Origin of the sequence: Acidocella aromatica (genome assembly GCF_014201825.1) — a bacterium.
Taxonomy (GTDB): Bacteria; Pseudomonadota; Alphaproteobacteria; order Acetobacterales; family Acetobacteraceae; genus Acidocella; species Acidocella aromatica.
In genome coordinates this window covers 1-24,382 of record NZ_JACHFJ010000007.1, presented here as the reverse complement: position 1 = coordinate 24,382, position 24,382 = coordinate 1, and the positions used below count along the sequence as shown (strand labels likewise).

The window sequence follows — 24,382 nt, the reverse complement described above, 5'->3', positions numbered from 1 at the left end:
GGCGCTCCTTGCGGGAGCGCCCTTTTGATTTTTGGGGAGGCTTACAGCGCGCCGCCGCGGCGGCCGATGGAAGCACCGAGGCGCAGGCGCAGGGCGTTGAGCTTGATGAAGCCCGCGGCGTCCTGCTGGTTATACGCGCCGGCATCGTCCTCGAAGGTAACCATGCGGGTGTTGTAGAGCGAATGCGGGCTCTCGCGCCCGGTGACGATGACATTGCCCTTATAGAGCTTCAGCATCACGCGGCCGGTGACGGAAGCCTGCGAGGTGTCGATCAGCGCCTGGAGCATCCGGCGCTCCGGGGAGAACCAGAAGCCGTTATAGATCAGCTCCGCATAGCGGGGCATGATGCTGTCCTTCAGGTGCCCGGCCTCGCGGTCCAGCGTGATGGACTCGATGCCGCGGTGCGCGGCCAGCAGGATGGTGCCGCCCGGGGTCTCGTACACGCCGCGGGACTTCATGCCGACGAAGCGGTTTTCCACGAGGTCCAGGCGGCCGATGCCGTTGGCTTTGCCGTACTCGTTCAGGCGGGTGAGGATGGTGGCGGGCGAGAGCGCCTCGCCGTTTAGCCCCACGGCGTCGCCGTGCAGGAAGTCGATGCTGATCTCGGTCGCCACATCCGGGGCGGCTTCGGGCGAGATGGTGCGCTGATACACGATCTCATCCGGCCCGATGGCGGGGTCTTCCAGCAGCTTGCCCTCGGAGGAGGAGTGCAGCAGGTTCGCATCCACCGAGAACGGGGCCTCGCCGCGCTTGTCCTTGGTGATGGGGATCTGGTTCGTTTCGGCGTATTCGATGAGCTTGGTGCGGGAGGTCAGGTCCCACTCGCGCCAGGGGGCGATGACGCGGATATTCGGGTTCAGGGCGTAATAGCCCAGCTCGAAGCGCACCTGGTCGTTGCCCTTGCCGGTGGCGCCATGGGCCACGGCGTCGGCGCCGACCATCTCGGCGATCTCGATCTGGCGCTGGGCAATGAGCGGGCGGGCGATGGAGGTGCCGAGCAGGTACTGCCCCTCGTACAGCGCGTTGGCGCGGAACATCGGGAAGACGAAATCCTTCACGAAGGTCTCGCGCAGATCCTCGATGAAGATCTGCTTGATGCCGAACATCTCGGCCTTCTTGCGGGCGGGTTCCAGCTCCTCCCCCTGGCCGAGATCGGCCGTGAAGGTGACCACCTCGCAGTTATAGGTGTTCTGCAGCCAGCGAAGGATGACGGAAGTGTCCAGCCCGCCGGAATAGGCCAGGACGACTTTTTTGACTTTGTGTTCCATGGTTTCGATCCGTTATTACGTCGGGCGGCGGCTGCCAAGGGCATGCCAGGATTTGGCCAGCGACTGGAAGAACATCTTCGCCCCGCAAAGTTGCTGCTCCAGGTAGGTGCCGGTGGCCAGGGCCTCGGGGGCTTTGGCGTCGCCGGTGGGCAGGTAAGCGTTGGAGAAGTCGGCGGTGCCGAAGATCACATCCCAGATGGAGAATACGCCCGCATAGTTGCAAGACCCCCGCCCGGCGGCGCGCAGGGCGTGGTGCAGCCGGTGGAAGCGCGGCGAGACCAGGATGGGCTCCAGCGGGCCGAAGGACATGCGGATATTCGCGTGGGAGAAGCTCTCGATGAAGCGCAGCCCCAGCATCAGCAGCGGGAATTGCAGCGGCGGGATGCCGATGAGCAGGCCGATAACGAAGAACCATACGAAGGTGATGAAATCGTCGAAGATATGGTTGCGGTCGTCGGACCAGAAGCTCATCTGCCGCTGGGCGTGGTGCAGGGCGTGCAGCGCGTACCAGGCGCGGAAGCTGTGCGAGAGCCGGTGGCGCCAGTAATCGGCGCAGTCCAGGATCAGCGCGTAGATCCAGAAAGTGATGATCGGGTGGCCGAACAGGCCGGGGACCAGCGAGTCCAGCGTGGGCGGGATGAAGCCCATATCCACCACCCAGCCGGTGAACCAGGTCTGCGCCTGGTAGAACAGCAGGAAGGTAATGACCGGAATCACGCCCACGCGGTTGAGCAGGGTATAGAACACATCCGTCAGCACGGCCTTCTGGTCCGGCCAATGCTCCACGGGGCGCCAGCGCTCCATGGGCAGGCACACGGCGTAGGTGACGATGACCGCGAACAGGCCGTAGATGCAGACGAGGCACCAGTCGAAGGACAGCTCATCCCATTCCATCCAGTGGAAATGGTAGAGGATGGGCAGCACGGCGTACTGGTCCATGTAGCCGGCGAGATTCGAGAAGAGACGGTCCAGACTCATTGCTGAATCTCCTTAGATGATCTCCGCCGTGAGCTTGCCCTTACGGGCGAGGCAGGTGCTGAGATAGATGCCGTGCGGTGAGCGGCCGACGGGGATGGAGTCGTATTCGCCGGTCACGGGGTCGAGGATGGCGACCGCCTCAGCGAAGCGCCGCGCGATCCAGATCTTGCCGTCCGGGGCGATCTCGATGTCGTCCGGCCCGCCCGGGATCTTGTAGATGCGCTTGATCTCCAGCGTCTCGGGGTCGAGGGCGGCGAGCGAGGTGTCGCCCGGGCCGCGGTTGGAGATGTAGAGGATCTTGTTGTCCTCGTCGTAGAACACGTTATGCGCGCCGGGTCCGGTTTCGATGCGGCGGGTGATGCGGCCATCCACCGGATCGACTTCGATGATGCCGTTCTCGCCCATGATGCAGACGATGATCTTATCGTTGAGCCAGAGCACGCCGGCTGGGGTATTGCCGATGGGCACGGTCCAGCGCGGCTCCAGGGTCTGCACGTCGAAGGAGAAGAGCGCGTTGGTTTTCTGCTGGGAGCTGAAGCACCAGCGGCCATCGGGCGAGAAGTCCAGATGGCTCGGCATCTCGCCGGCCTTGAAACGCTTCACCAGAGAGAGGCTGGCGGCGTCGTACACGTCCACATGGTTCAGGCGCAGGGCGTTGACGACGAGGTATTTGCCGTCCGGCGAGTAGGCGAGCTGGTAGGGGTCGGCGATCGTGCAATGGCCGAGCGGGGCAGCGGTTACCGGGTCGAAGGCAAAGAAGGCGTTGCCACCGGCATCGCACACGTACAGGGTCTTGCGGTCCGGGGTCAGTGCCCAGTGGCTTGGCTCGCGGAAGGCGGGCTCGGTGGCGATGATCTGGCGGGTGTTCATGTCGATCACCGAGATTGAGGCCGCGCCGGAGTTCATCACCACGCAGATCGGAGGCGGCGTGTCGCCGTAAGCGGCGGGAGCAAGCAGGCCGAAGGGAAGGGCGAGAGCGGTGCGGCGCGTGATCATGCGGCCGGTGTAGTCCCATTTTCCGTGTTTGCGAAGATGCAGCTTATCCAAAGGAAAAATACAGATGCGGTGGTGGCGATGAGGGTGTTGTCCATGGTAGAATGCACGGCGAAGCTAATGAAAATTAGTCGCATGAGATGACGCTGTGGCCGTGGCAGGCCAGCGGTGCCGCGTAGCATCCAGAGCGTCATCAGCCCGATGAGCAAAGCCAGCCCGAAGAACCCGCCCTCGGCGCCAATGCGTAAGTATTCGTCATGCGCGGCGTTGGTGCCGATCATTTGGTCCAGGATGGAGGTGACGGGGATGATGACCTTGCCCGCCCCAACACCCCAGCCGAACACGGGCGAGTGGAGCAGGGCCTGCTGGAAATAGGGCCAGACGAGGCCACGGTTGGAGAGGTTGGCGGCTTCGTCCAGCTCGGTGAGGCCGACGACGCGGATGAAGGTAAGCCCCTTGGCGAAGAGGATGGCGGCACTGCCCAGCGCACCCGCCAGTGCCAGCAGATACAGGCGGCGCTGCATGATCAGCACGGCCAGGATGTTGAGCGCGGCCAGGAACAGCGGCGTGCGCGCCCCGGTGAGCAGGACGATGCAGAAATTGACCGCGACCATGAACGTGGTTGTGGCGTTGGCGGCGGCGAGGCTCTCCATTAGCCCGGCATAGATGCCAATCAGCGCAAAACCGGCGAGGAAGGGGGGCTCACCGGAAGCGCCAAGGCGCAGCGCCCCTTGTTCCACCACATACATATGCCCCAGCCCCGTAAGCGCCAGCAGCGCGCCGAAGCCAACCGTGAATAGCGGCCCCCAGATGGCGGCTCGGATGACGGAGCGGATGATGTTGGGCGGCAGGCGGACGAAGGAGAACAGGAACGGCGCGCAGGAGCCGATGAGCGAGCGCAGCGAGTCGACCAGGCTAAGGCCGGGATAGAGCCCGTGCATCAGCCCAATGAGAAACATGGTGGCGAAGGCGAAGGCTGGATTGAAGCGGTCCCAGCGAACGCCTTGGCGGATGGCCAGCACCAGCGCCAGCCCGATACCGGAGGCCTTGATGAGGGCGATGATCGTCTCGTGTCCGCCGATGAGTTGAGCCAGCCAGGCATCGGGGGAGGTTTCCAGCGCCAGCACCCAGAGCAGCGCCGTGGCTTGAGGGAAATAGAAGATCAACCCCAGGAAGCACAATGCGGCGACGGCAACCAAAGCGGGAATCATGTTGCGCTCATAGCTGGATTCGCGTCTTGGCGCTTGAGATTTTTACCAAGGCGGGTGATGAACTATGTCTATGATATTAAACGCGACCCAGATGGGGGAAGGTGAGCCGCTCGTGCTGCTGCATGGGCTGTTCGGCGCGGCGCGGAATCTCGGCGTGCTGAGCCGGGGACTGAGCGGGAAGGCGCGTGTCATCGCGCTGGATCTGCGCAACCACGGGGAGAGCCCGCACGGCCTGCCGATGGATTTCGTGACCATGGCGGCGGATGTGGCGGAGACGTTGGCGTATCTGGGGCTGGAGCGCGTGAAGCTGGCCGGGCACTCGCTGGGCGGCAAGACGGCCATGGCCCTGGCGCTGACCCGCCCGGAGTTGGTGGAGAAGCTGGTGGTGATGGATATCGCGCCCATCGCCTACGACCATGATTATGACGATTACGTCGCGGCGATGTTGGCCATCGAGCTGCATCCCGGCCTCACTCGTGCTGTAGCGGAGCAGGCTCTGGCGCAGACGGTGAAGGCGGCACCGATGCGGGCCTTTCTGCTCAATAATCTGGTGCTGGGGGCCAACCCGCATTGGCGCGTGGGGCTCAAGGAGATACAGGCCGCGATGCCGGATATGCTGAACTGGGTGGATCCGCCAGGATGCCAGCCCTTCACGGCTCCGGCGCTGTTCCTTTCGGGGGCGCTGTCCGACTATGTGGGGGCGGAGGCTGACGAACCGATCCGCCGCCTGTTCCCCAACGCCATGCGCCAGCGCATCGAGGGTGCCGCGCACTGGCTGCACGCCGATAAACCGGCCGAGGTTCTGGCCAGCCTGCAGGAGTTTTTTGGATTATGAGCGCGCATTTCGATGTCATTGTCATCGGCGCCGGGATTGTTGGCGCCTCCGCCGCCGCTGGGCTGGGGGCCACGCATAAGGTGGCGCTGCTGGAGCAGGAGGAGCAGGCGGGATTTCACACCACCGGGCGGTCGGCGGCAATCTGGATCCGCAATTACGGCCCGCCCGACGTGCGGTTGCTGACCGGGCTCTCCTACGATTTCTACCAGGACCCGCCCGCCGATATTGGCACCGACAAGCTCGCTGTGGGGCGCGAGATCCTCTACCTTGCCCCCGCCGACCAGACCGAGGCGCTGGATGCGCTGATCGGCCAGGGGCTGGGGATCGAGGAAATCTCCATGGCCAAGGCCAAGGTGCTCTGTCCCGCGCTCATCGACGGTTACGCCGTGCGCGCCGGGCTGGAGTCGGATGGGTTCGACATGGATGTGGCGGCGCTGCACCAGTTCTATCTGCGCCGGGTGCGCCAGACGGGCGGGCAGCTGATGCTGCGCAACCGGGCCGCGCGGATTGAGCGCAAGAACGGCGTGTGGGAGGTGGAGACCTCGGGCGATGTGGTAATCACCGCGCCGATCGTGATCAACGCCGCTGGCGCCTGGGGCGACGAGGTGGCGAAAATCGCCGGGCTGCAGCCCATCGGGCTGGTGCCGTGCCGTCGTACCGCCGCGATCATCGACCCCGCCCCCTACGAGGTGGAGCATTGGCCGATGGTGCAGTCGGCCGGGCATGACTGGTACGTGCGCACAGAGGCGCGGACCAAGCTGATGGTGACACCCTGCGACGAGACGCCGGATACCCCGCATGACGTGCAGCCGGATGAGTTGGACGTGGCGATCGGCATTGACCGCATGCAGCACGCGCTGAACATCGAGGTGCGGCGCGTGGAGCATAGCTGGGCGGGCTTACGCACCTTCACGCAGGACCGCTCACTTGCCTTTGGCTGGGACAATGCGACGCCCGGCTTCTTCTGGTGTGTGGGGCAGGGGGGCTATGGTATCCAGACCGCGCCCGCCGCCAGTGTGCTGGTGACGGCGATGGTGAAGGGTGAGGACCCGGGCCCGGCTGGTGCCATTATCCCGGCCATCGACCCGATGCGGTTCAGAAAATAACAGAAATTTTTGGTGGAGCCATTTTTCAATAAGGGCTCCACCAAATTAGTTAGGCGACCTCGCCCAGATCCAGGTCCAGTGCGTAACCGGCGGCGCGCACGGTGCGGACGATATCAACTTCGCCTGGGCCGTTGATGGCCTTGCGCAGGCGGCGGATATGCACGTCCACGGTGCGGGGCTCGACATGGATGTCCCGTCCCCAGACGGCGTTCAGCACATCCTCGCGCGAGAATACGCGCTTGGGGTGGCGCAGGAAGAATTCCAGCAGGCGGAACTCGGTGGGGCCGAGATGCAGGGCGCGGCCGTTGCGGATGACGCGGTGTGAGGCCGGGTCCAGCGAGATATCGTGGAAATTTAGCTTCAGCTTCTGCGGCACCGAGCCGGAGCGGCGCAGCAGGGCCCGGATGCGGGCGATCAGCGCTTCGGTGGAGAAGGGCTTGGTAATGTAGTCGTCGGCCCCCGTATCCAGGCCGCGCACGGCATCCTGCTCTTCGGCGCGGGCGGTGAGCATGATGATGGGAAGCGCGCGCGTAGCCGGGCGGCGGCGCAATTGGCGGCACAACTCAATGCCCGACATGGTCGGCAGCATCCAGTCCAGCAGCAGCAGGTCGGGCGGCGCCTCGGTAATGCGGGTCAGCGCCTCACCGCCGTCGCCGGTGTCCTCGACACGGAAACCCTGTTTCTCAAGATTGTAGCGCAGCAGCGTGACCAGCGGCGCTTCGTCTTCGACGATGAGGATGTAAGGTTTGTTCAGATCGGACATCTTAACCGGCGTTGGAGGGCATGTAGGCGGCGGTATTGTCGCCCTTGGGACGGAAATCCGGCAGGCTTTCGCCAGTGACGGCGTAATAGGTCAGCTCGGCGATGTTGGTGGTGTGGTCGCCGATGCGCTCGAGGTTCTTGGCGATGAACAGCAGATGCGTGCAGGCGGTAATGTTGCGCGCGTCTTCCATCATGTAGGTGATCAGCTCGCGGAAGATGGCGTTGTAGAGGTCATCCACCGCCTGATCGGCACGCCATACGGCGACGGCCTTCTGCGGGTTGGCCTCGCCGACGCTGTCGATGCAGGATTTAAGGTTCTGCTGCACCAGCGTGGCCATCTGGCCCAGGCTGGAGAGCGAGAAGCTGCTGGCCACCTGGTTGATGACGATGCTGCGCTTGGCGATATTGGCTGCGAGATCGCCAATGCGCTCAAGGTCGGTAACCACCTTCAGCGCCTGGATGACCTGGCGCAGATCGTCCGCCACCGGCTGGCGCAGGGCCAGCAGGCGCACCGCGAACAGCTCGACATTATGCTGCTCGGCGTTGATCTTCGGGTCGTGCTCGATCACGCGGGCGGCCAGATCCGGGTCGTGGTCCAGCAGGGCTGACGAGCCATCGGCGACGGCGCGCTCAACCAGACCGCCCATCATCGCGATCATGTCGTGAAGCTTCTTCAGATCCGATTCGAAAGAGGATACGATGTGTTTCGGCTCGTCGGCCATGGTGCGGATCCCTTGCTCAGCCGAAGCGGCCGGTGATGTATTCTTGCGTCTTGCGCTCGCGCGGGGCGGTGAAGATCTGGCTCGACGGCCCGACCTCGACCAGCTCGCCGAGATAGAAGAACGCCACCTGATCGGCGCAACGACCGGCCTGCTGCATGTTGTGGGTAACGATGACGATGCAGAAATCCCGCTTCAACTCGTCCACCAACTCCTCGATCTTGAGCGTGCTGATCGGGTCCAGCGCGGAGGTGGGCTCGTCGAGCAGCAGCACGTCCGGGCGGACGGCGATGGAGCGGGCGATGCACAGGCGCTGCTGCTGGCCACCGGAGAGGCCCAGGGCCGAGCTGTTCAGGCGGTCCTTCACCTCGTTCCAGAGGGCGGCGCGGGTGAGGGCCCATTCCACGCGCTCATCCAGCTCGGCCTTGGAGAGCTTCTCGTGCAGGCGCACGCCGAAGAGCACGTTCTCGTAGATGGATTTGGGGAACGGGGTGGGTTTCTGGAACACCATGCCGACGCGGCGGCGAAGCTGGTTCAAATCCTGGCCGGGAGCGACAATGTTCTGGCCGTTGATCAGCACCTCGCCCTCGGCGCGCTGGCCGGGATAGAGGTCGTACATACGGTTGAGGACGCGCAGAAGCGTCGACTTGCCGCAGCCGGAGGGGCCAATCATGGCCGTGGTCTGCCGGTCGGGGAAGTCGATCGAGACGTTCTTGAGGGCGTGCGTCTCGCCGTAATAGAAATTCAGGTTGCGGATGGAGACGCGCGCATCGCTGCTGCGGGTAGCTTGGCGGAGGGCGTCGGGCAGCCCCATGTCGGATGACATATTTTGATGACTCGCTATTTCCATGAGCGCTTCCTTAGGCGCGTTCCGTGACAGTGCTGTGACGGTAGCGTGAAGCTTTTGTGACAGGAAGGGGATTCTTGAAGCGGAGCTGCCGGGGCAGCCCGCCGGATAAAAAAACGGCCAAGCGGGGCAGCCGCTTGGCCGGGAAAGGCTTAGGATTTAACGGGCTTTGGCGGCATCGCCAGAGCGATGGAGAGTTCCTTGAGCCGCGCGGCGGGTACAGGGGCGGGAGCGCCCATCATCAAATCTTCACCCTGTTGGTTGAGCGGGAAGGCGATGACTTCGCGGATGTTCGGCTCGTCGGCCAGGAGCATGACGATACGGTCGATGCCCGGGGCGGAGCCGCCATGCGGCGGGGCGCCATAGCGGAAGGCGTTGAGCATGCCGCCAAAGCGGGCTTCCACCTCTTCCGGGCCGTAACCGGCGATCTCGAAGGCCTTCAGCATGATGTCCGGGCGGTGGTTACGGATGGCCCCCGACGACAGTTCGATGCCATTACAGACGATGTCGTACTGGAAGGCCTTGATGGTCAGCGGGTCCTGGCCCTCCAGCGCTTCCATTCCGCCCTGCGGCATGGAGAACGGGTTGTGGCTGAACACGACCTGCTTCAGTTCCTCGTCGTACTCGTACATCGGGAAATCGACGATCCAGCAGAACTTGAACTCGCCCGCCTTGATCAGGCCGAGATCGTTGCCGAGCTTGGTGCGTACGGAGCCTGCGAACTTGGCGGCGTCCAGTTCCTTACCGGCGGCGAAGAATACGGCGTCGCCCGCCTTCAGGCCGCAGATCTCGCGGATGGCCTCGGCGCGCTCGGGCGAGAGGTTCTTGGCGATGGGGCCCTGCGGACCGGCTTCGGAGAAGGTGATGTAGCCAAGGCCGCCAGCGCCTTCGGCGCGCGCCCATTCGTTCAGCTTGTCGAAGAACGAGCGGGGATTGCCGCCAGCGCCCGGGGCGGGGATGGCGCGGACGATGCCGCCGCCCTCGATGATGCGGGCGAACAGGCCGAAGCTCGAGTCACGGAAGGCGTCGGTGACGTCCGAGATCACGATCGGGTTGCGCAAATCCGGCTTGTCGGAGCCGTATTTCAGCATCGACACATCGTAGGGGATGCGCTCGAAGGGCGGCTTGCCGACATCGCGGCCATTGGCGAACTCGTCGAACACGCCGTGCAGGATCGGCTCGATGGTGTTGAACACGTCCTCCTGGGTGACGAAGCTCATCTCGAAGTCGAGCTGGTAGAACTCGCCCGGGGAGCGATCGGCGCGGGAGGCTTCGTCGCGGAAGCAGGGGGCGATCTGGAAGTAACGGTCGAACCCGGCGACCATGAGCAACTGCTTGAACTGCTGCGGGGCCTGGGGCAGGGCGTAGAACTTGCCCGGATGGTTGCGGGCGGGAACCAGGAAGTCGCGCGCGCCCTCGGGGCTGGAGGCGGTGAGGATCGGCGTCTGGAACTCGGTGAAGCCGGACTCGATCATGCGGCGGCGGAAGGAGGCGATGACGCCCGCGCGCAGCATGATGTTCTTGTGCACCTGCTCGCGGCGCAAATCGAGGAAGCGGTATTTCAGGCGCAGCTCGTCCGGGTAGTTCTCGTTGCCCGCCACCTGGATGGGCAGAACATCCGACGGGCCCTGGACCTCCAGCGTGTCCACGCGCAGCTCGATTTCGCCGGTGGGGAGCTTGGGGTTGGTGGTGCCGGGAGCGCGCTCGACTACGTTGCCGGTGACGGTGATGACCGACTCGACGCGCGCGGTCTCGGCGGCGGCGAAGGCCGGGGTGCCGGAGGCGAACACGCATTGCGTCAGGCCGTAATGGTCGCGCAGATCGATGAACAACAGACCGCCATGGTCGCGCTTGGCATGCACCCAGCCGGAAAGCCGGGCGGTTTTACCGATGTCGGAGCTGCGCAGGGCGGCGCAATTATGAGAGCGATAGGCGTGAATCTGTTCCATGGCGGGCAAAGAAACCGGGGGCTGCTTCCTGTCAAGCCGGTAGGGAGTTAAGGGAGGGATATGACCGAGATACCAACCCAGTTCATCACTACCACCGAGGCTCTGGCCAGCCTCTGCGCGCGTCTGGCCGAGGAAGAGTTCATCACGGTGGACACCGAGTTCATGCGCGAGAAGACCTATTACCCGGAGCTGTGCCTGGTGCAGCTGGCGGGCACGCAGGACGTGGCGGTGGTGGACGCGATGGCCAAGGGCATTGATCTCGCCCCGCTGGGCGAGCTGCTGGCCAAGCCCGAGCCGGTGAAGGTGTTCCATGCCTGCCGCCAGGATGTGGAAATTTTTCTGCTGCTGTTCGGGGCGGTGCCGGTCAATCTGTTCGATACCCAGGTGGCGGCCATGGTGGCCGGGTTTGGCGATCAGGTGGGGTATGACTCGCTCGTGCAGTCGCTTACCGGGGGGCATATAGATAAGACATACCGCTTCTCCGACTGGTCGGCCCGGCCGCTGACCAAGGCGCAGATCGACTACGCCGCCGCCGATGTGACGCATCTGCGCACCGTGTACGAGAAGCTTTCCGCCCGGCTGCGTGTGGAAGGGCGGCTGGAGTGGGTGGGCCAGGAGATGGAAGTGCTGGCGGACCCGAACACCTATCGGGTGGACCCAGCCCGGGCCTGGGAGCGGCTGAAGATCCGCACCAATAACCGCCGCCAGCTGGCCCTGGTGAAAGCCATCGCCGCGTGGCGCGAGCGCGAGGCGCAGCGGGTCAACATCCCGCGCGGGCGGTTGCTGAAGGATGAGCAGATCCCCGAAGTGGCGGCGCTGGCGCCGGATAACGCCGAGGCGCTGACCCGGGCGCGCGGGATTTCCGCCGGCTTCGCCAATGGCAAATCGGGCGTCTCGCTGCTGGCGGCGATTGCCGAGGCCAAGGCGCTGGGCGAAGCGGATTTGCCGCGCATCGAGCGGCCCCGTGATACGCCGCGCGCTTCTCCGGCTCTGGTGGCGCTGTTGAAGGTGCTGCTGAACGCCGCCGCCGAGCAGAACAACGTGGCGGCGCGGCTGGTGGCCAGCGGCGAGGAGATCGAGGCGCTGGCGCTGGACGAGACCGCGCCGAACCCGATCCTGGAAGGCTGGCGGCGGGAGATGTTCGGCGAGGATGCGCTGCGGCTGATCCGGGGCGAGATCGCGCTCTCCACCCAGGGTAAGCGGATCAAGATCGTCGAGCTGAACGGGTGATGCCCATCATCCGTCCGGCGCGGGCGGGCGAGGGGCAGGCGCTCTATGATGTGACGGCGGCGGCGATTCGGGGGGGCGGCGGGATATTACGCCCCCGCGCAGATCACTGCCTGGATGGATGGCCGCGATGCCGCGCATTACGAAGAGGTGATCGGCGGCGGCGCTGTGCGCGTGGCCGAGGCAGGTGGGATGATTCTCGGCTTTGTGGATACTGCGCCTGGCGTGTTGACGCGGCTGTTTGTGCGCCCTGAGGCTGCCGGGGCCGGGCTGGGGCGGCGATTACTGGAGATTGGCGTGGCGGCGGCGCGGCTCGACGGGCTGGTGCGGCTGGAGGCGACGCTGAATGCGGCTCCGTTTTATGCGCGTTGCGGTTTTGTGGAGGTGGGGCGGGGGATTTACACCCATCCGCGCGGCGGGTTGCCAGTGGAGGTAGTGAATATGGAATTGCGTCTTACGCCGTAAGTTTGGTCAGCGTGGCGTCGTCCCGCTCGCCGTTGAAGAATTGCGCCAAAGCCAGGGGGAAGACCGGATCGTCGCTGGCGGCGGCGAAGAGGGTTAGGCAGGAGCGGAGTTTCTGCGCGTCGATGGGGCCGAAGATGTCCAGCGCGCTGTTGCCGGATTGCATGGCGAGGCGGGTGCATTCGAGCAGCCGCCGCCCGAGAACCGGGTGGGCGAGATAGGCTTTGGCCTCCTCCAGCCCGGAAATGGCGTAACGCTGCGACATGGCGGAAAAGCCTAGCCCCTCAATCTGGGGGAAGATGAACCACATCCAGTGCGAGCGTTTGCGCCCGTCCGCGAGTTCGCGGCGGATAATGTCGATAACCGGGGCCTGGGCGGCGGTGAAGCGGTCCAGCTTGAAGGCGTCCATGCCCCGGTATGTGGGAAGTTCAGGCTACCCGTTCAATCCGCGCGCCGCAGGCGGTGAGTTTCTGTTCCACCGCCTCGTAGCCGCGGTCCAGGTGATAGACGCGGGAGATGGTGGTTTCGCCTTGCGCCGCCAGACCGGCCAGCACCAGGGAGAAGGAGGCGCGCAGATCCGTGGCCATGACCGGGGCGCCGGAGAGCTGCTTCACGCCCCGGATGATGGCCGAGGAGCCGTGGACGTTGATTTTTGCCCCCATGCGGTTGAGCTCGGGCACGTGCATGAAGCGGTTCTCGAAGATGGTCTCGGTGATCATCGAGGCGCCGTCCGCCACCGCCATCAGCGCCATGAACTGGGCCTGCATGTCCGTGGGGAAGCCGGGGAAGGGTTCGGTCATCACGTCCACCCCGTGCAGCCCGTTGGCGCGGGCGACGCGGAAGCCGTTGGCTTCCTCGGTGACGACGATCCCCGCCTCGCGCAGCGAGGTGAGCACCGCGCCGAGATCGGCCGCGCGGGCGTTCTCAAGGAAGAGATTGCCGCCGGTGATGGCGGCGGCGCAGGCGTAGGTGCCGGTTTCGATGCGGTCCGGCAGGATGGCGTGCTCGGCACCGTGCAGGGATTTCACGCCCTCGATAACCAGCGTGTCCGTGCCGACGCCCTCGATTTTCGCGCCCATGGCGATGAGGCAGTGCGCGAGGTCGGAGATTTCCGGCTCGCGGGCGGCGTTCTTCAGCGTGGTCACGCCATCGGCCAGCGAGGCGGCCATGAGCAGGTTCTCGGTGGCGCCGACGGAGACGAAGGGGAACACGATGGTTGCGCCCTTCAGCCCCTGCGGGGCGGAGGCGTCCACATAGCCGCCATCGAGCTTGATCTTGGCACCCATGGCTTCCAGCCCCTTGAGGTGCAGGTTCACCGGACGGGTGCCGATGGCGCAGCCGCCGGGCAGGGAGACGCGGGCCTCGCGGCAGCGGGCCAGGAGCGGGCCGAGGACGAGAATCGAGGCGCGCATCTTGCGCACAATGTCGTACGGGGCCTCGGTGTTGGTGATGGGGCCGCCAAGCGAGATGCTGCGCCCGTTCCATTCCACCGAGATGCCGTGCTGGCGCAGCAGGTCCGCCATGGTCTGCAGATCGGCCAGACGGGCGGCGTTGGTCAGGGTCAGGGTTTCATCGGTGAGGAGGCCGCAGGTCATCAGCGGCAGGGCGGCGTTTTTGGCGCCCGAGATGGCGATGGTGCCGTTAAGCGGCACGCCGCCGGTAATGCGAATCGAATCCATGTAATCTTACATCCTTGGCAGCGAGACGCCGCGCTGGCCCATATATTTGCCGGCCTTGTCGGCATAGGAGATCTCGCACGGGCTTTCGCCCTTGAGGAACAGGAACTGGCAGATGCCCTCGCCGGCGTAGATCTTGGCCGGAAGCGGGGTGGTGTTGGAAATCTCGATCGTCACCTGGCCTTCCCATTCGGGCTCCAGCGGCGTGACGTTCACGATGATGCCGCAGCGCGCATAGGTGGATTTGCCAAGGCAAATCACCAAAACATCACGCGGGATGCGGAAATATTCCACCGTGTGGGTCAGGGCGAAGCTGTTGGGCGGAATGATGCAGACGGGGCCGGTGCGGTCCACGAAGCTGGCCGGGTTGAATTCCTTGGGGTCCACCACCGCCGAATCGACGTTGGTGAAGATCTTGAAATGCTCGGCGCAGCGGGCGTCGTAGCCATAAGAGGAGAGGCCATAGGAGACCACGCCATCGCGCTTCTGTGCCTCGACGAAGGGCTCGATCATCCCATGCTGCTGGGCCTGCTGGCGAATCCAGTGGTCGGACATTACCGGCATTTGTCGTCTTCCTTTTCGGGGGCGGGGGGGGCTGCGGCGCGCGCCTGGGCCTTGCGGCGCTGCAGATTCGTCCGCAGGGCTGCGGCTTCGGCAGCCTCCCGCGTGGCCCGGGAGGCCTCGGCCGGGCTTGGTTTGGGAGGAGTCTGCGGAGCTTTCATGCGGCTTGTTCAAACCGCCTCGCGCAGAAAGTGTCAACTTAATGCGCCGTGGGATGTTGCGTCCCGCCGCAGGATTGAATATAGGGGCGCCCACCGCACGCTGTCATAGCTCAGGGGTAGAGCACTTCATTGGTAATGAAGAGGTCCTGGGTTCAATTCCCAGTGACAGCACCAGCGGACTTGCAACAGGGGACAGCCTAGGCTAGTCACCCGCTACCCAAGTGCCCAGGTAGCTCAGTTGGTAGAGCATGCGACTGAAAATCGCAGTGTCGGTGGTTCGATTCCGCCCCTGGGCACCATTCTTCTTTCCCACATCTAATATTTTTAATGCCGCCCGGCGCAATGCTATGGTGTTTTTTCTAGGTGCAGGCTAGACATTTTGCCAACGCGCCCGGCTGTTCGCAGTCGCGCCTGGAGCGTTTTTGACTGGTAGGAACAGTGGTTTGGCGAAAATAGCCCGCCCAGGCCGCGTAAACAGGAAAGAGGCTTATATATATGTCGAAGGCATTTATTGCTGAAGTTATCCAGAACTCCGCCGAAATTACGGGTGTTGCCGCGAACCGCGCCGCGACCGACCTGATCGAGGCGATTGTTAAGGAGATGAAGAAGAACGGTAAGTTTACACTGCCGAGCTTCGGCACCTTCACCGTGCGTAAGACCAAGGCGCGCAAGGGCGTGAACCCGCGCACTGGCGAGGAGATCAAGGTGAAGGCCGGCAAGACCGTGCGCTTCAAGGCCTCTCCGACGCTGAAGAAGCTGGTCTGACCTTATCCGTTAACGGATTGTAAAAAACGGCTCCGGGGCGGCCCGGAGCCGTTTTTTGTTGTGCGCTAGATGTCCAGCTCCACAACCTTGCCTGCATTTTCCTGGATGAATTGAAAGCGCAGTTCGGGGCGCTTGCCCATTAACTGCTCAACCAAGTCGGAGGTTGCGGCGCGGGTCTCAGGCGAGGCCATGATGCGCAGCAATGTGCGCTTGGCCGGGTCCATGGTGGTTTCCTTCAGCACGGCGGGCGGCATTTCACCGAGACCTTTGAAGCGGCTGATCTCCAGCTTCGCGCCGGGCTTGAACTTCTTCACCAGTTTTTCGCGCTCGGCATCGTCCATGGCGTAGATGCTCTTGGCGCCGTGTACGATTCGGTAGAGCGGCGGCTGGGCCAGGTACACATGGCCGTGGCGGATGAGCTCCGGCAGCTCGCGGTAAAAAAAGGTCATCAGCAGCGAGGCGATATGCGCGCCGTCCACATCGGCATCCGTCATGATGATGATGCGCTCGTAGCGCAGGGCAGCGCGGTTGAAGTTTTGCCCGGCGCCGCAGCCCAGGGCCTCGATAAGGTCCTTCAGCTCCTGATTCTGCCGCAGCTTTTCGCCTGAGGCGGAGGCGACGTTGAGGATCTTGCCCTTGAGCGGCAGAATCGCCTGGGTGTTGCGGTTGCGGGCCTGTTTGGCGGAGCCGCCTGCGGAGTCGCCCTCGACCAGGAAAATTTCCGTACCTTCGGCGTTCTCCGTGGCGCAGTCGGCGAGTTTGCCAGGCAGGCGGAGGCGGCGTGTGGCGGATTTGCGGGGGGTGTCCTTCTGCTCCTTGCGGCGCAGGCGTTCTTCGGCGCGGTCGACGACGAAGGCCAGCAAATTGTCGGCATTGGCCGGGTCGCCCGCGAGGAAATGGTCGAAGCGGTCGCGCAGCGAGGTTTCGGTGAGACGCGTGGCCTCGGAGGTGGTCAGCTTCTCTTTGGTCTGGCCTTGGAATTGCGGCTCTCGGATGAATAGGGAGAGTTTGGCGCGGAGGGAGCCCAGCACGTCCTCGGCGATGATGGCGGCACCCCGCTTATTGCCGCGTGTCTCGGCCCAGGCGCGCAGGCCTTTCAGCAACGCGGCGCGGAACCCGGCCTCATGCGTGCCGCCGAGCGGGGTGGGGACGGTGTTGCAATAGGTGTCGATGCTGGAGTCGCCTTGTTCCACCCAGGCGAGTGCCCATTCCAGCTTGCCCTGCTCCTGGCCGTTAACGGGGGCGAATTTGGCCTCGCCGGCCCAGATCTCGGGCAGGACCAGGGCGGTGTCGCCGAGTTCGGCGGCGAGCGAATCGCGCAGGCCGCCGGGGAAGTGTAATTCGGCCTGGGCGGGAACGTCCGACTCCGCCTTGATCAGCGACGGGTCGCAGGACCACCGGATGCGCACGCCACGGAACAGGTAGGCCTTGGAGCGGCAGAGCTTGTAGAGCCGGGCGGGGGAGAATTTCAGCGGACCGAAGATATCGGCATCGGGGACAAAGCTGATGGAGGTGCCGCGGCGGTTCTGCACCGGGCCGACCTCGACGAGCTTGGTCTGCGGGATGCCACGGGAATAGTCCTGGCGGTAGAGCTTCTTTTCGCGCGCGACCTCTGCCGTGAAGCTGGTGGAAAGGGCGTTGACCACGGAGGAGCCGACGCCATGCAGGCCGCCCGAGGTGGCGTAGGCCTTGCCGGAGAATTTGCCGCCCGAGTGGAGCGTGGTGAGAATCACCTCGAGTGCGGATTTGTCTTTGAATTTCGGGTGCGGGTCGATGGGGATGCCGCGGCCATTGTCGCGCACCGTGAGCTTGTTGCCGGGCTCCAGTGTCATCTCGATGACGCTAGCATGGCCGGCCACGGCTTCGTCCATGGAGTTGTCCAGGATTTCGGCGGCGAGGTGGTGCAGGGCGGTTTCGTCCGTCCCGCCGATATACATGCCGGGGCGGCGGCGGACGGGTTCCAGGCCCTCGAGGACCTCGATGTCCTTCGCGCCGTAGTCTTTGCTCGCACCGCTCTCGAATAAGTCGCTCAAGGTTTTCCGGCTCCGGGGGTTAACGGGCGCATTGGTTGCCATGGCCGCCGCGCCGCGCGCAAGGGGAGGGCGCCGGCTTGGCAGGGTTTTGCCGGGAGCTTGGGATCACTCGCCCATGCGGTGGATGTCGTAGGAGTTGATGCCGCCCTCACCCGTGAAGGTGAACCAGTCGCTATGGGCCAATGTGTTGCGCGTGTCGTAATAGCCGGCGCGCCAGTGTTCCTTCATCGAGATGCGGCTGAACTCGTAATCCTTGGCGTCGCCCTCATAAGCCTTCTGTTGGTAGATCAGCTGCATGATGTTGATTTCGGGCAGGCGCTCGAGATCGGCCTTCATTTCCTGCTGTTTCTCGGTGAGCAACTCCGGCGGCACCATGTGCAGGGCCTCGCGCAGGTCCTGCTGCAAACGGTGAGTTTGCAGGAAATGATCGGTGGTGGTGCGGGTGCGGGATGAGTACTGGATGTCCTTCATGCGGGCCAGGACCTCAGGCATGTCGCGCGGGATATCACCCTGAGCCGAGAACAGATCGACCTGGAAGACCAGCATGTTGCGTCCGCCAATATGGTCGAGCAAGTGTTGCAGCGGGGTGTTGGAGACCAGCCCGCCATCCCAGTAGCGGTGGCGGCCGATGCGGATCATCGGCAAGCCGGGGGGCAGGGCGCCCGAGGCCATGATGTGCTCGGGACCGATTTCCACGTCGTGATTGTCGAAATACTGGAAATTGGCGGTGGCGACATTCACCGCGCCCACCGCGAAGCGTATCGGGCCGTCGTTGATCAGGTCGAAATCGACCAGGGTCTCCAGCGTGCGGCGCAAGGGGGCGGTGTCGTACAATGCGGTGGCGGCGCGCGAGCCGCGCGGGGCGAAGAAACCGGAGAAGGGGCGGGGGCGGAAGAAGCCAGGCTGGCCGAACAGCACGCCGTTCATGGCTGAGACCATGTTGCGTAGCATGCGGGCGTAGTCGCCCTCGGGCCAGACGGTGTACGGATCGCGCGCCGTGATATCGAGCCAGAATTTCTCCAACTTGGCGACGCGGTGCTCTGGCGGGTTACCCGCGATGATGGCGGAGTTGATGGCGCCGATGGACATGCCGGCGATCCAGTCCGGCTCCAGCCCCGCCTCGTGCAGTGCCTGGTACACCCCGGCCTGATAGGCGCCCAGCGCGCCGCCGCCCTGGAGCACCAGGCCGACACCTTCGCATCCTTTGGGGCGGGGAACTTTGGGCATCGGGGGCAGGGGGGCGTGATGCGGGTGACGCGGGTCGGTCTGCATATCCATGAGACAGGAAACTCCTCCTCTTTGTGCTTGGTTGTACTCATATAGGCGGCGGGAGGGAACGCCCACGGAATGCTTGGGTAGTGTCTCAGTTTGAAAATCTCAGGAGTTAGACTCCTTGGGCCGTGCATTTCCGGGCCAGATGACCTATGCTTAGCGGAAAGCATAGGAGTACGCCGTGACATTGGAATTGACGGAAAAGCAACACATTCTCTTAGACCGTTACCTTGATACTGTTCTGGAGAACTACAAAAGCGGCGCATGGACGCTAATGGATGCTCGACTGCATTTAGCGCAAGCCTTTACCTTGGCGGCCAACGATCAAAGTTCAGTCGTCAATTATATGCAGACCGCCACAAATGGTGACGAGGATGCCTAAAGGCCCCAAAGGCGAGAAGCGCCCCGCTGATGTGATCGGCAATGCCGTGAAAGTCATGAGAATCGCAACTGGCGAGGAAACCGAGGACATCGCACCCGCGTCCGCTGCCGCTACCCTGGGGAAGCTGGGCGGGAAGGCGCGGGCGGCGAAGATGCCGCCGGAACGTCGGGCAGAGATTGCTAAAAAGGCGGCGGAAAAGAGATGGAAAAAAACAGCAAGCATAAAAAAATAAATGCTTGCTTGGCCGGCTCCATGCTTGCTAATCAGAGAATGATCAGCAAGCATGGAGCCGCAATTTGTCCAGTGATGAGAACGCACCATCTCCACAAGCGCTCGGCGGCAAGGCGCGTGCAAGTAAACTTACTACCGAAGAGCGGCGGGAGATTGCTAAGACCGCTGCAAAGGCGCGGTGGCGAGGCGCGGTAGAGCCTGAGGTGATACCCCCAAATGTTCGCCAAGCGATTGCTCTCGGAGAGTTGGAGATAGGCGATTCTGTTATCCCTTGTGCCGTCTTGGATGACGGGACGAGGGTTATTTCAATGCGCGGAATGGGAAAGGCCCTCGGAAGGAATCCTGGGGGACAAGACTGGAAAAGAGCATCCATTGAGGGTGCTGGACAACTCCCTTATTTTTTGACCGCCAGCGCCCTAAAACCGTTCATTATCAATGATATGGAGCTGATGGAGTTTGAGCCAATCTTGTACACTGCGGGGTCTCGATCTGGTGGTACGGCTCACGGCATCCGCGCTGAGCTTATACCGCATATTTGCGACGTGTGGCTTAAAGCCCGTGCAGCGAAAGCCCTGAGCAAAACCCAATTGCCCGCCGCTGAACGGGCCGAATCGCTTATGCGCGGCCTGGCCCATGTGGGCATTATTGCCCTGGTTGACGAAGCTACCCGGTATCAGGAAGTAAGAGACAGGAGTGAGCTGCGTAAGATATTATCTGCGTACATATCTCCAGAACTTCTTCCTTGGTCACAGCGATTCCCAGAGGAGTTCTACAAAGAGATGTTCCGGTTGTGGGGATGGCAATGGCCTCCGGCCGGCGGACTGGCAAATGGTACACGCGGGCCGAGATTCGCCGGAAAACTCACCAAATGGATGATATATGATCGTCTTCCTGTTGGAGTTATTCAGGAGATCGAACAGAAAAATCCGGCTGACGAAAAATGGCAAAGAAGAAGCCGTCACCACCAATTTTTAAGCAAGGAAATTGGCCAGCCGCATCTTGAAAAACAAGTAGCTGTTGTCACCAACATTATGAAAGTTTGTGACGATAAGGACGAGTTTATTAAGAAATTTGACCGGGCATTTCCTGGCACTTTCGACAAAAATCGGCAGCTATCATTTCTGGGCGAACTAGAGGTGGATGCATCTGAGTAAATATCCTTGACGCTAAGCATAAAAGTTCATATAAAATGAGCATGAACAAGCTCAGCATTGCCCAGCGCGCCAATATCCTCACGATGCTTTGCGAGGGCTCGTCCATGCGCTCCGTGTCGCGGATCGCGGATGTGAGCATCAACACCGTGGCGAAGCTGCTGGCCGATGCTGGCGCGGCTTGTGAAGCCTTCCACAACGAGGCGGTGCGGAATGTCCGATCCAAGCGTGTGCAGTGCGATGAGATTTGGTCCTTCTGCTACGCCAAGCAGAAAAACGTGGCGGCGGCTAAAGCTGCCCCAGAAGGTGCGGGCGATGTATGGACCTGGACCGCTCTGGATGCTGACAGCAAGCTGATTGTGGCCTTCTTGGTGGGCGGTCGTGATGCTGGCTATGCTCATGAGTTCATGCTGGACGTGGCGGATCGCCTCGCTAATCGCGTCCAACTCACCACGGACGGCCACAAGGCCTATCTGGACGCCGTGGAGGATGCGTTCGGGGCCAATGTCGATTACGCCATGCTGGTGAAAATGTACGGCGAGACGACCTCCGCCCCTGGGCGCTACAGCCCGGCTGAATGCACCGGCATCAAGAAAACCCGCATTGAGGGCAAACCGGATCAGAAGCACGTTTCCACGAGCTACGTGGAGCGCCAGAACCTCACCATGCGCATGTCCATGCGCCGGTTCACACGGCTGACCAATGGCTTCTCCAAGAAGGTGGAAAGCCACACGGACATGGTGGCGCTTTATACCGTCTGGTACAACTTCGTCCGCCAGCACAAGACGCTGCGTTGCTCCCCGGCTATGGCGGCTGGCCTGAGCGCCACGCTGTGGAGCATGGAGGACGTGGTGAAGCTGATCGACGCTCGCGCCGCCAAACCAAACCGCCCGGCGGTTTACAAAAAAGCGGCGGCAGAAATTTCAAACTGAGACACTACCAATGCTTGACGCGGGTTGGGGCGCATGATGCTGTTGCCGCAGGGCAAAACGGGAGTGTTCGAGATGGCGTTAAAAGGCAAGGTGGCTCTGGTAACCGGCTCGACAAGCGGCATTGGCCTCGGGATCGCCCGGGCGCTGGCGGCAGAGGGCGCGGATGTGATGTTGAACGGTTTTGGCGATGCCGGGGAGATCGAGGCCCTGCGCGTAGGGCTGGCCCAAGAATTTTCCGTGAAAGTGGGCTATGACGGCGCGGATCTGAGCAAGGCGGAGGGGGTTGCCGGGCTTGTCGCCAAGACGCAGGCGACGCTGGGAGGGCTGGATGTTCTGGTCAATAACGCAGGCATCCAGTTCACGGCGCCTGTAGAAGACTTCCCGGACGCGAAATGGGATGCGATCATCGCCCTTAATCTTTCGGCCGTGTTCCACGGAATGAAGGCAGCCATTCCAGGCATGAAGGCCAAGGGCTGGGGGCGGATCATCAACATCGCCTCGGCCCATGGGCTGGTGGCCAGCGCCAATAAGGTGGCCTACGTGGCCGCCAAGCATGGCGTGCTGGGGGCGACCAAGGTGGCGGCGATCGAGCTGGCAAATAGCGGCGTTACCGTGAACGCCATCTGCCCTGGCTGGGTGCTGACCCCGCTGGTGCAGAAGCAGCTGGAGGACCGCGCGGCGGCCAACGGCACCGATGTCGAGGCCGAGAAGAAGAAGCTTCTGGCCGAGAAGCAGCCGATGCTGAAATTTACCACGCCGGAGCATTTAGGCGCGCTGACGGTGTTTCTGTGCTCCGAGGGCGCGGAGACCATGACCGGCGTGGCCCATTCCATGGATGGCGGCTGGGTGGCGCAGTAACGGCGCGCTGACGTATAAGCCCCATGAAACAAGGGGCGGGAGTTTAGTATTTCGACGCAAGAAACCGAGGCTGGGCGCTATGCCGCGATGCTGCGGCGCTCGGCGGAGCTGAAGCTGGCCCTGGCGGAAAACGCCGCCCCCGTGCTGGCCGTGGTGGATGCCTGTGAAAAGACAATTCGGGCCGGGGGGAAGTTGATTTTCTGCGGCAACGGCGGGTCGGCAGCGGATGCCCAGCATCTGGCGACAGAGCTGGTTATCCGCCTGCGCGGGGCGGTGGCGCGCCAAAGCTGGCCTGCAATTACGCTGGCGCTGGATACCTCGGCGGTGACCGCGGCGGTGAATGATTTCGGCGTAGAGGAGATGTTCGCTCGCCCCCTGCACGGCCTGGGCCGGGCAGGGGATGTATTGTTCGGCATTACCACCTCGGGCAAATCGGCCAATATACTGGGGGCGCTGCGGGCGGCGCGGGAGATGGGCATTGTCAGCGTCGGGCTGCTGGGCGGCGATGGCGGGCTGGCGCTGCCTCTCTGTGACCTCGCGATTGTGGTTCCAGAGATCGATACCGCGCGGGTGCAGGAATGCCACATCACGCTGGGGCATGCGATTCTTACCCTGCTTGAAGACAGGCTCGTCGGCTGATGCGTGTCCTGGTTACTGGCGTTGCCGGGTTTGTTGGTTATCACGTAGCGCAGGCGCTGCTGGCCAGGGGCGTCGAGGTTGTGGGGGTGGATGACCTCAACACCTATTATGATGTGCGGCTGAAACAGGCCCGGCTGGCCCGGCTTGGTAAGGGGTTTACCTTCCATAAGTTGGATATTGCCGACCATGCTTCGGTGCTGCGCCTGGGCGATGGCGTGGAGGTGATCGTGCATGTCGCGGCGCAAGCGGGGGTGCGCTACTCGCTGGAAAACCCGTTCGCTTATGCGGCATCCAATCTCACGGGGCATCTCTCGCTGCTGGAACTGGCGCGGCACACGAAGAGCGTGAAGCATCTGATTTATGCCAGCTCGTCCTCGGTTTACGGAACCGGTTCGGTGCTGCCCTATGCCGAGAGCGAGCGGGCGGATAAGCCATCCTCGCTCTATGCCGCGACCAAGCGGGCGGATGAGCTGATGAGCGCTTCGTACACGCATCTGTTCGGGCTGAAGCAGACCGGGCTGCGCTTCTTCACCGTGTACGGGCCGTGGGGACGGCCGGATATGGCGTATTTCGGGTTCGCCGAGGCGATCATGGCTGGAGAGCCGGTGACGTTATACGAAAACGGCGGTCTGAAGCGGGATTTTACGTATATCGACGACATCGTGGCCGGGATTCTTGGGGTATTTGATCACCTGCCGGGCGATGACGAGCCGCATCGGCTGTTCAATATTGGCAATCACCGGGCGGAATACGTGCGAGACCTCGTACGGTTACTGGAAGATTCGCTAGGCCGCGAGGCAGTGACGGTGAGCTTGCCCAAGCCGGAGGCTGACCCGGTGGAGACCTGCGCGGATGTAAGAGCGCTGCATGATCTGTGCGGCTATGTGCCTTCGACCACGCTGGAAGAGGGGATACCGCGATTTGTCGAGTGGTACTTGAAATGGCGGGAAATACGCGCCGGGCTGTGATGGCCCGGCGTTTTTTTTGGCCACGAGGGGGCTCTGGCGAGGTCGGCTGGCTAGATGCGAAGCATCCGAAGCTGCATGAAGATTTTTTATTGTTATATTTCAATCGATTATTTGTTTGTTATGTGGGGCGTTTCGGTTTCGATGACTTTTTTTGTGTTCGTCTGAGTTGACGGTGTTTGATTGATTGAATAGAAGCTGCTCCACCGACGGCGTTTGGACTTGAAACTGAACGGTTGGTTGGTTAGACTGGTTGGCCTTCGCTGCGGGGTGAGAGCTCTGAGGCAAGGGTGAATTAGTCTTCGTTGTTTGACAATTGCATAGGCTGGGAAGGGATACGCTGGTGGCGTTTCCGGGTTGGGGTTTTTGCTCTGACTTGCTGGATCTGACTTTGGTTAG

The 24,382-nt window shown here is 62.8% G+C and carries 25 protein-coding genes and 2 tRNA genes; 14 read left to right on the top strand and 13 right to left on the bottom strand.

Translation table 11 applies throughout. The annotated features are described in order from the left end of the window. Window positions 1-41: 41 nt before the first annotated feature. Genes HNP71_RS08585 through HNP71_RS08570 form a run of 4 tightly spaced genes read right to left on the bottom strand, consistent with a single transcriptional unit; the run spans window position 42 to window position 4,450 of the window. The gene (locus HNP71_RS08585; RefSeq protein WP_183266482.1) at window positions 42-1,268 is read right to left on the bottom strand and encodes an argininosuccinate synthase; all 1,227 of its coding nucleotides are present in this window, start codon (window positions 1,266-1,268) and stop codon (window positions 42-44) included. Window positions 1,269-1,283: 15 nt separating this feature from the next. After that, window positions 1,284-2,246, bottom strand: coding sequence for a sterol desaturase family protein (locus tag HNP71_RS08580; RefSeq protein WP_183266481.1), 963 nt, complete (start codon window positions 2,244-2,246; stop codon window positions 1,284-1,286). Between the two features lie 12 nt (window positions 2,247-2,258). Then, complete coding sequence (locus tag HNP71_RS08575; protein ID WP_183266480.1) at window positions 2,259-3,242, bottom strand: YncE family protein; 984 nt, start codon at window positions 3,240-3,242, stop codon at window positions 2,259-2,261. Next, window positions 3,239-4,450 (bottom strand): O-antigen ligase family protein, encoded by a 1,212-nt coding sequence (locus HNP71_RS08570; RefSeq protein ID WP_183266479.1) that lies wholly within the window; start codon window positions 4,448-4,450, stop codon window positions 3,239-3,241. Before HNP71_RS08570 ends, HNP71_RS08575 begins: the two co-directional genes overlap by 4 nt. A gap of 64 nt (window positions 4,451-4,514) precedes the next feature. On the opposite strand from HNP71_RS08570, the gene HNP71_RS08565 reads away from it, so the two are divergent. Together HNP71_RS08565 and HNP71_RS08560 are read left to right on the top strand one after the other, a co-directional pair. Beyond that, entirely contained in the window at window positions 4,515-5,285 is a 771-nt protein-coding gene (locus HNP71_RS08565; protein ID WP_246344141.1) for an alpha/beta fold hydrolase, read from the top strand. Further along, entirely contained in the window at window positions 5,282-6,391 is a 1,110-nt protein-coding gene (locus tag HNP71_RS08560; protein WP_183266478.1) for an NAD(P)/FAD-dependent oxidoreductase, read from the top strand. Before HNP71_RS08565 ends, HNP71_RS08560 begins: the two co-directional genes overlap by 4 nt. Before the next feature lie 49 nt (window positions 6,392-6,440). Here the strand turns inward: HNP71_RS08560 and phoB are convergent, their stop codons facing one another. The 4 genes from phoB to aspS all read right to left on the bottom strand — a co-directional run bounded on the left by phoB (window position 6,441) and on the right by aspS (window position 10,659). Further along, window positions 6,441-7,154 carry a phosphate regulon transcriptional regulator PhoB gene (phoB, locus tag HNP71_RS08555; protein WP_183266477.1) on the bottom strand — a complete coding sequence of 238 codons (714 nt, stop codon included), beginning with the start codon at window positions 7,152-7,154 and terminating at the stop codon, window positions 6,441-6,443. A gap of 1 nt (window position 7,155) precedes the next feature. Continuing rightward, window positions 7,156-7,875, bottom strand: coding sequence for a phosphate signaling complex protein PhoU (gene phoU, locus HNP71_RS08550; protein ID WP_183266476.1), 720 nt, complete (start codon window positions 7,873-7,875; stop codon window positions 7,156-7,158). A gap of 16 nt (window positions 7,876-7,891) precedes the next feature. Continuing rightward, window positions 7,892-8,686 (bottom strand): phosphate ABC transporter ATP-binding protein PstB, encoded by a 795-nt coding sequence (pstB, locus tag HNP71_RS08545; RefSeq protein ID WP_408840821.1) that lies wholly within the window; start codon window positions 8,684-8,686, stop codon window positions 7,892-7,894. A 185-nt stretch (window positions 8,687-8,871) separates the two neighbouring features. Continuing rightward, entirely contained in the window at window positions 8,872-10,659 is a 1,788-nt protein-coding gene (gene aspS, locus HNP71_RS08540; RefSeq protein WP_183266571.1) for an aspartate--tRNA ligase, read from the bottom strand. Between the two features lie 69 nt (window positions 10,660-10,728). Between aspS and rnd the strand changes: the two genes are divergently transcribed. Next, window positions 10,729-11,898 (top strand): ribonuclease D, encoded by a 1,170-nt coding sequence (gene rnd / locus HNP71_RS08535; protein ID WP_183266474.1) that lies wholly within the window; start codon window positions 10,729-10,731, stop codon window positions 11,896-11,898. Window positions 11,899-12,012: 114 nt separating this feature from the next. Next, complete coding sequence (locus tag HNP71_RS08530; protein WP_221246710.1) at window positions 12,013-12,360, top strand: GNAT family N-acetyltransferase; 348 nt, start codon at window positions 12,013-12,015, stop codon at window positions 12,358-12,360. On the opposite strand, the gene HNP71_RS08525 is transcribed toward HNP71_RS08530, so the two are convergent. Genes HNP71_RS08525 through dcd form a run of 3 tightly spaced genes read right to left on the bottom strand, consistent with a single transcriptional unit; the run spans window position 12,350 to window position 14,597 of the window. Continuing rightward, a complete protein-coding gene (locus HNP71_RS08525; RefSeq protein WP_183266473.1) occupies window positions 12,350-12,766 on the bottom strand; it encodes a DUF1810 domain-containing protein in 417 nt (138 codons plus the stop codon). The genes HNP71_RS08530 and HNP71_RS08525 overlap by 11 nt on opposite strands. A gap of 19 nt (window positions 12,767-12,785) precedes the next feature. Next, entirely contained in the window at window positions 12,786-14,036 is a 1,251-nt protein-coding gene (gene murA, locus HNP71_RS08520) for a UDP-N-acetylglucosamine 1-carboxyvinyltransferase (protein WP_183266472.1), read from the bottom strand. Window positions 14,037-14,042: 6 nt separating this feature from the next. Further along, window positions 14,043-14,597, bottom strand: a complete 555-nt coding sequence (gene dcd, locus HNP71_RS08515) for a dCTP deaminase (protein WP_183266471.1) — start codon at window positions 14,595-14,597, stop codon at window positions 14,043-14,045. Between the two features lie 257 nt (window positions 14,598-14,854). Between dcd and HNP71_RS08510 the strand changes: the two genes are divergently transcribed. The 3 genes from HNP71_RS08510 (at window position 14,855) to HNP71_RS08500 (ending at window position 15,520) form a co-directional block, all read left to right on the top strand. Next, a tRNA-Thr gene (locus HNP71_RS08510) sits at window positions 14,855-14,929 on the top strand. 49 nt (window positions 14,930-14,978) lie between these two features. Beyond that, window positions 14,979-15,054, top strand: a tRNA-Phe gene (locus tag HNP71_RS08505). 196 nt (window positions 15,055-15,250) lie between these two features. Next, the gene (locus HNP71_RS08500) at window positions 15,251-15,520 is read left to right on the top strand and encodes an HU family DNA-binding protein (protein ID WP_183266470.1); all 270 of its coding nucleotides are present in this window, start codon (window positions 15,251-15,253) and stop codon (window positions 15,518-15,520) included. A gap of 65 nt (window positions 15,521-15,585) precedes the next feature. Here the strand turns inward: HNP71_RS08500 and parE are convergent, their stop codons facing one another. Together parE and HNP71_RS08490 are read right to left on the bottom strand one after the other, a co-directional pair. Then, a complete protein-coding gene (gene parE, locus HNP71_RS08495) occupies window positions 15,586-17,595 on the bottom strand; it encodes a DNA topoisomerase IV subunit B (RefSeq protein ID WP_183266469.1) in 2,010 nt (669 codons plus the stop codon). A gap of 63 nt (window positions 17,596-17,658) precedes the next feature. Next, complete coding sequence (locus HNP71_RS08490) at window positions 17,659-18,831, bottom strand: patatin-like phospholipase family protein (protein ID WP_183266468.1); 1,173 nt, start codon at window positions 18,829-18,831, stop codon at window positions 17,659-17,661. Between the two features lie 175 nt (window positions 18,832-19,006). Between HNP71_RS08490 and HNP71_RS08485 the strand changes: the two genes are divergently transcribed. From HNP71_RS08485 to HNP71_RS08455, 7 genes are all read left to right on the top strand, one after another. Continuing rightward, complete coding sequence (locus HNP71_RS08485) at window positions 19,007-19,207, top strand: hypothetical protein (protein ID WP_183266467.1); 201 nt, start codon at window positions 19,007-19,009, stop codon at window positions 19,205-19,207. Then, window positions 19,200-19,439 (top strand): RNA-binding protein, encoded by a 240-nt coding sequence (locus HNP71_RS08480; RefSeq protein WP_183266466.1) that lies wholly within the window; start codon window positions 19,200-19,202, stop codon window positions 19,437-19,439. Before HNP71_RS08485 ends, HNP71_RS08480 begins: the two co-directional genes overlap by 8 nt. A 64-nt stretch (window positions 19,440-19,503) precedes the next feature. Further along, window positions 19,504-20,592 (top strand): P63C domain-containing protein, encoded by a 1,089-nt coding sequence (locus tag HNP71_RS08475; protein WP_183266465.1) that lies wholly within the window; start codon window positions 19,504-19,506, stop codon window positions 20,590-20,592. A gap of 41 nt (window positions 20,593-20,633) precedes the next feature. Then, window positions 20,634-21,521, top strand: coding sequence for an IS1 family transposase (locus HNP71_RS08470; RefSeq protein ID WP_246344140.1), 888 nt, complete (start codon window positions 20,634-20,636; stop codon window positions 21,519-21,521). A 33-nt stretch (window positions 21,522-21,554) separates the two neighbouring features. Then, window positions 21,555-22,379: a 3-hydroxybutyrate dehydrogenase gene (locus HNP71_RS08465; protein ID WP_456304183.1), complete on the top strand. Its 825-nt coding sequence runs from the start codon at window positions 21,555-21,557 to the stop codon at window positions 22,377-22,379. Between the two features lie 87 nt (window positions 22,380-22,466). Continuing rightward, complete coding sequence (locus HNP71_RS08460; protein ID WP_183266464.1) at window positions 22,467-23,018, top strand: D-sedoheptulose-7-phosphate isomerase; 552 nt, start codon at window positions 22,467-22,469, stop codon at window positions 23,016-23,018. After that, entirely contained in the window at window positions 23,018-23,986 is a 969-nt protein-coding gene (locus tag HNP71_RS08455) for an NAD-dependent epimerase/dehydratase family protein (RefSeq protein WP_183266463.1), read from the top strand. The genes HNP71_RS08460 and HNP71_RS08455 overlap by 1 nt, the downstream gene beginning before the upstream one ends. Window positions 23,987-24,382: the final 396 nt, after the last annotated feature.

Bases quoted from the DNA above. Each gene is read 5' to 3' on its own strand.
- murA (WP_183266472.1), bottom strand. From the start codon at position 14,036: ATGGATTCGATTCGCATTACCGGCGGCGTGCCGCTTAACGGCACCATC.
- pstB (WP_408840821.1), bottom strand. From the start codon at position 8,686: ATGGGGCTGCCCGACGCCCTCCGCCAAGCTACCCGCAGCAGCGATGCG.
- HNP71_RS08470 (WP_246344140.1), top strand. From the start codon at position 20,634: ATGAACAAGCTCAGCATTGCCCAGCGCGCCAATATCCTCACGATGCTT.
- HNP71_RS08530 (WP_221246710.1), top strand. From the start codon at position 12,013: ATGGATGGCCGCGATGCCGCGCATTACGAAGAGGTGATCGGCGGCGGC.
- HNP71_RS08480 (WP_183266466.1), top strand. From the start codon at position 19,200: ATGCCTAAAGGCCCCAAAGGCGAGAAGCGCCCCGCTGATGTGATCGGC.
- dcd (WP_183266471.1), bottom strand. From the start codon at position 14,597: ATGCCGGTAATGTCCGACCACTGGATTCGCCAGCAGGCCCAGCAGCAT.
- HNP71_RS08580 (WP_183266481.1), bottom strand. From the start codon at position 2,246: ATGAGTCTGGACCGTCTCTTCTCGAATCTCGCCGGCTACATGGACCAG.
- parE (WP_183266469.1), bottom strand. From the start codon at position 17,595: ATGGCAACCAATGCGCCCGTTAACCCCCGGAGCCGGAAAACCTTGAGC.
- HNP71_RS08500 (WP_183266470.1), top strand. From the start codon at position 15,251: ATGTCGAAGGCATTTATTGCTGAAGTTATCCAGAACTCCGCCGAAATT.
- HNP71_RS08585 (WP_183266482.1), bottom strand. From the start codon at position 1,268: ATGGAACACAAAGTCAAAAAAGTCGTCCTGGCCTATTCCGGCGGGCTG.
- HNP71_RS08565 (WP_246344141.1), top strand. From the start codon at position 4,515: ATGTCTATGATATTAAACGCGACCCAGATGGGGGAAGGTGAGCCGCTC.
- HNP71_RS08525 (WP_183266473.1), bottom strand. From the start codon at position 12,766: ATGGACGCCTTCAAGCTGGACCGCTTCACCGCCGCCCAGGCCCCGGTT.
- HNP71_RS08560 (WP_183266478.1), top strand. From the start codon at position 5,282: ATGAGCGCGCATTTCGATGTCATTGTCATCGGCGCCGGGATTGTTGGC.
- rnd (WP_183266474.1), top strand. From the start codon at position 10,729: ATGACCGAGATACCAACCCAGTTCATCACTACCACCGAGGCTCTGGCC.
- HNP71_RS08460 (WP_183266464.1), top strand. From the start codon at position 22,467: ATGCTGCGGCGCTCGGCGGAGCTGAAGCTGGCCCTGGCGGAAAACGCC.
- phoU (WP_183266476.1), bottom strand. From the start codon at position 7,875: ATGGCCGACGAGCCGAAACACATCGTATCCTCTTTCGAATCGGATCTG.
- HNP71_RS08570 (WP_183266479.1), bottom strand. From the start codon at position 4,450: ATGATTCCCGCTTTGGTTGCCGTCGCCGCATTGTGCTTCCTGGGGTTG.
- HNP71_RS08575 (WP_183266480.1), bottom strand. From the start codon at position 3,242: ATGATCACGCGCCGCACCGCTCTCGCCCTTCCCTTCGGCCTGCTTGCT.
- HNP71_RS08455 (WP_183266463.1), top strand. From the start codon at position 23,018: ATGCGTGTCCTGGTTACTGGCGTTGCCGGGTTTGTTGGTTATCACGTA.
- HNP71_RS08465 (WP_456304183.1), top strand. From the start codon at position 21,555: ATGATGCTGTTGCCGCAGGGCAAAACGGGAGTGTTCGAGATGGCGTTA.
- phoB (WP_183266477.1), bottom strand. From the start codon at position 7,154: ATGTCCGATCTGAACAAACCTTACATCCTCATCGTCGAAGACGAAGCG.
- HNP71_RS08490 (WP_183266468.1), bottom strand. From the start codon at position 18,831: ATGGATATGCAGACCGACCCGCGTCACCCGCATCACGCCCCCCTGCCC.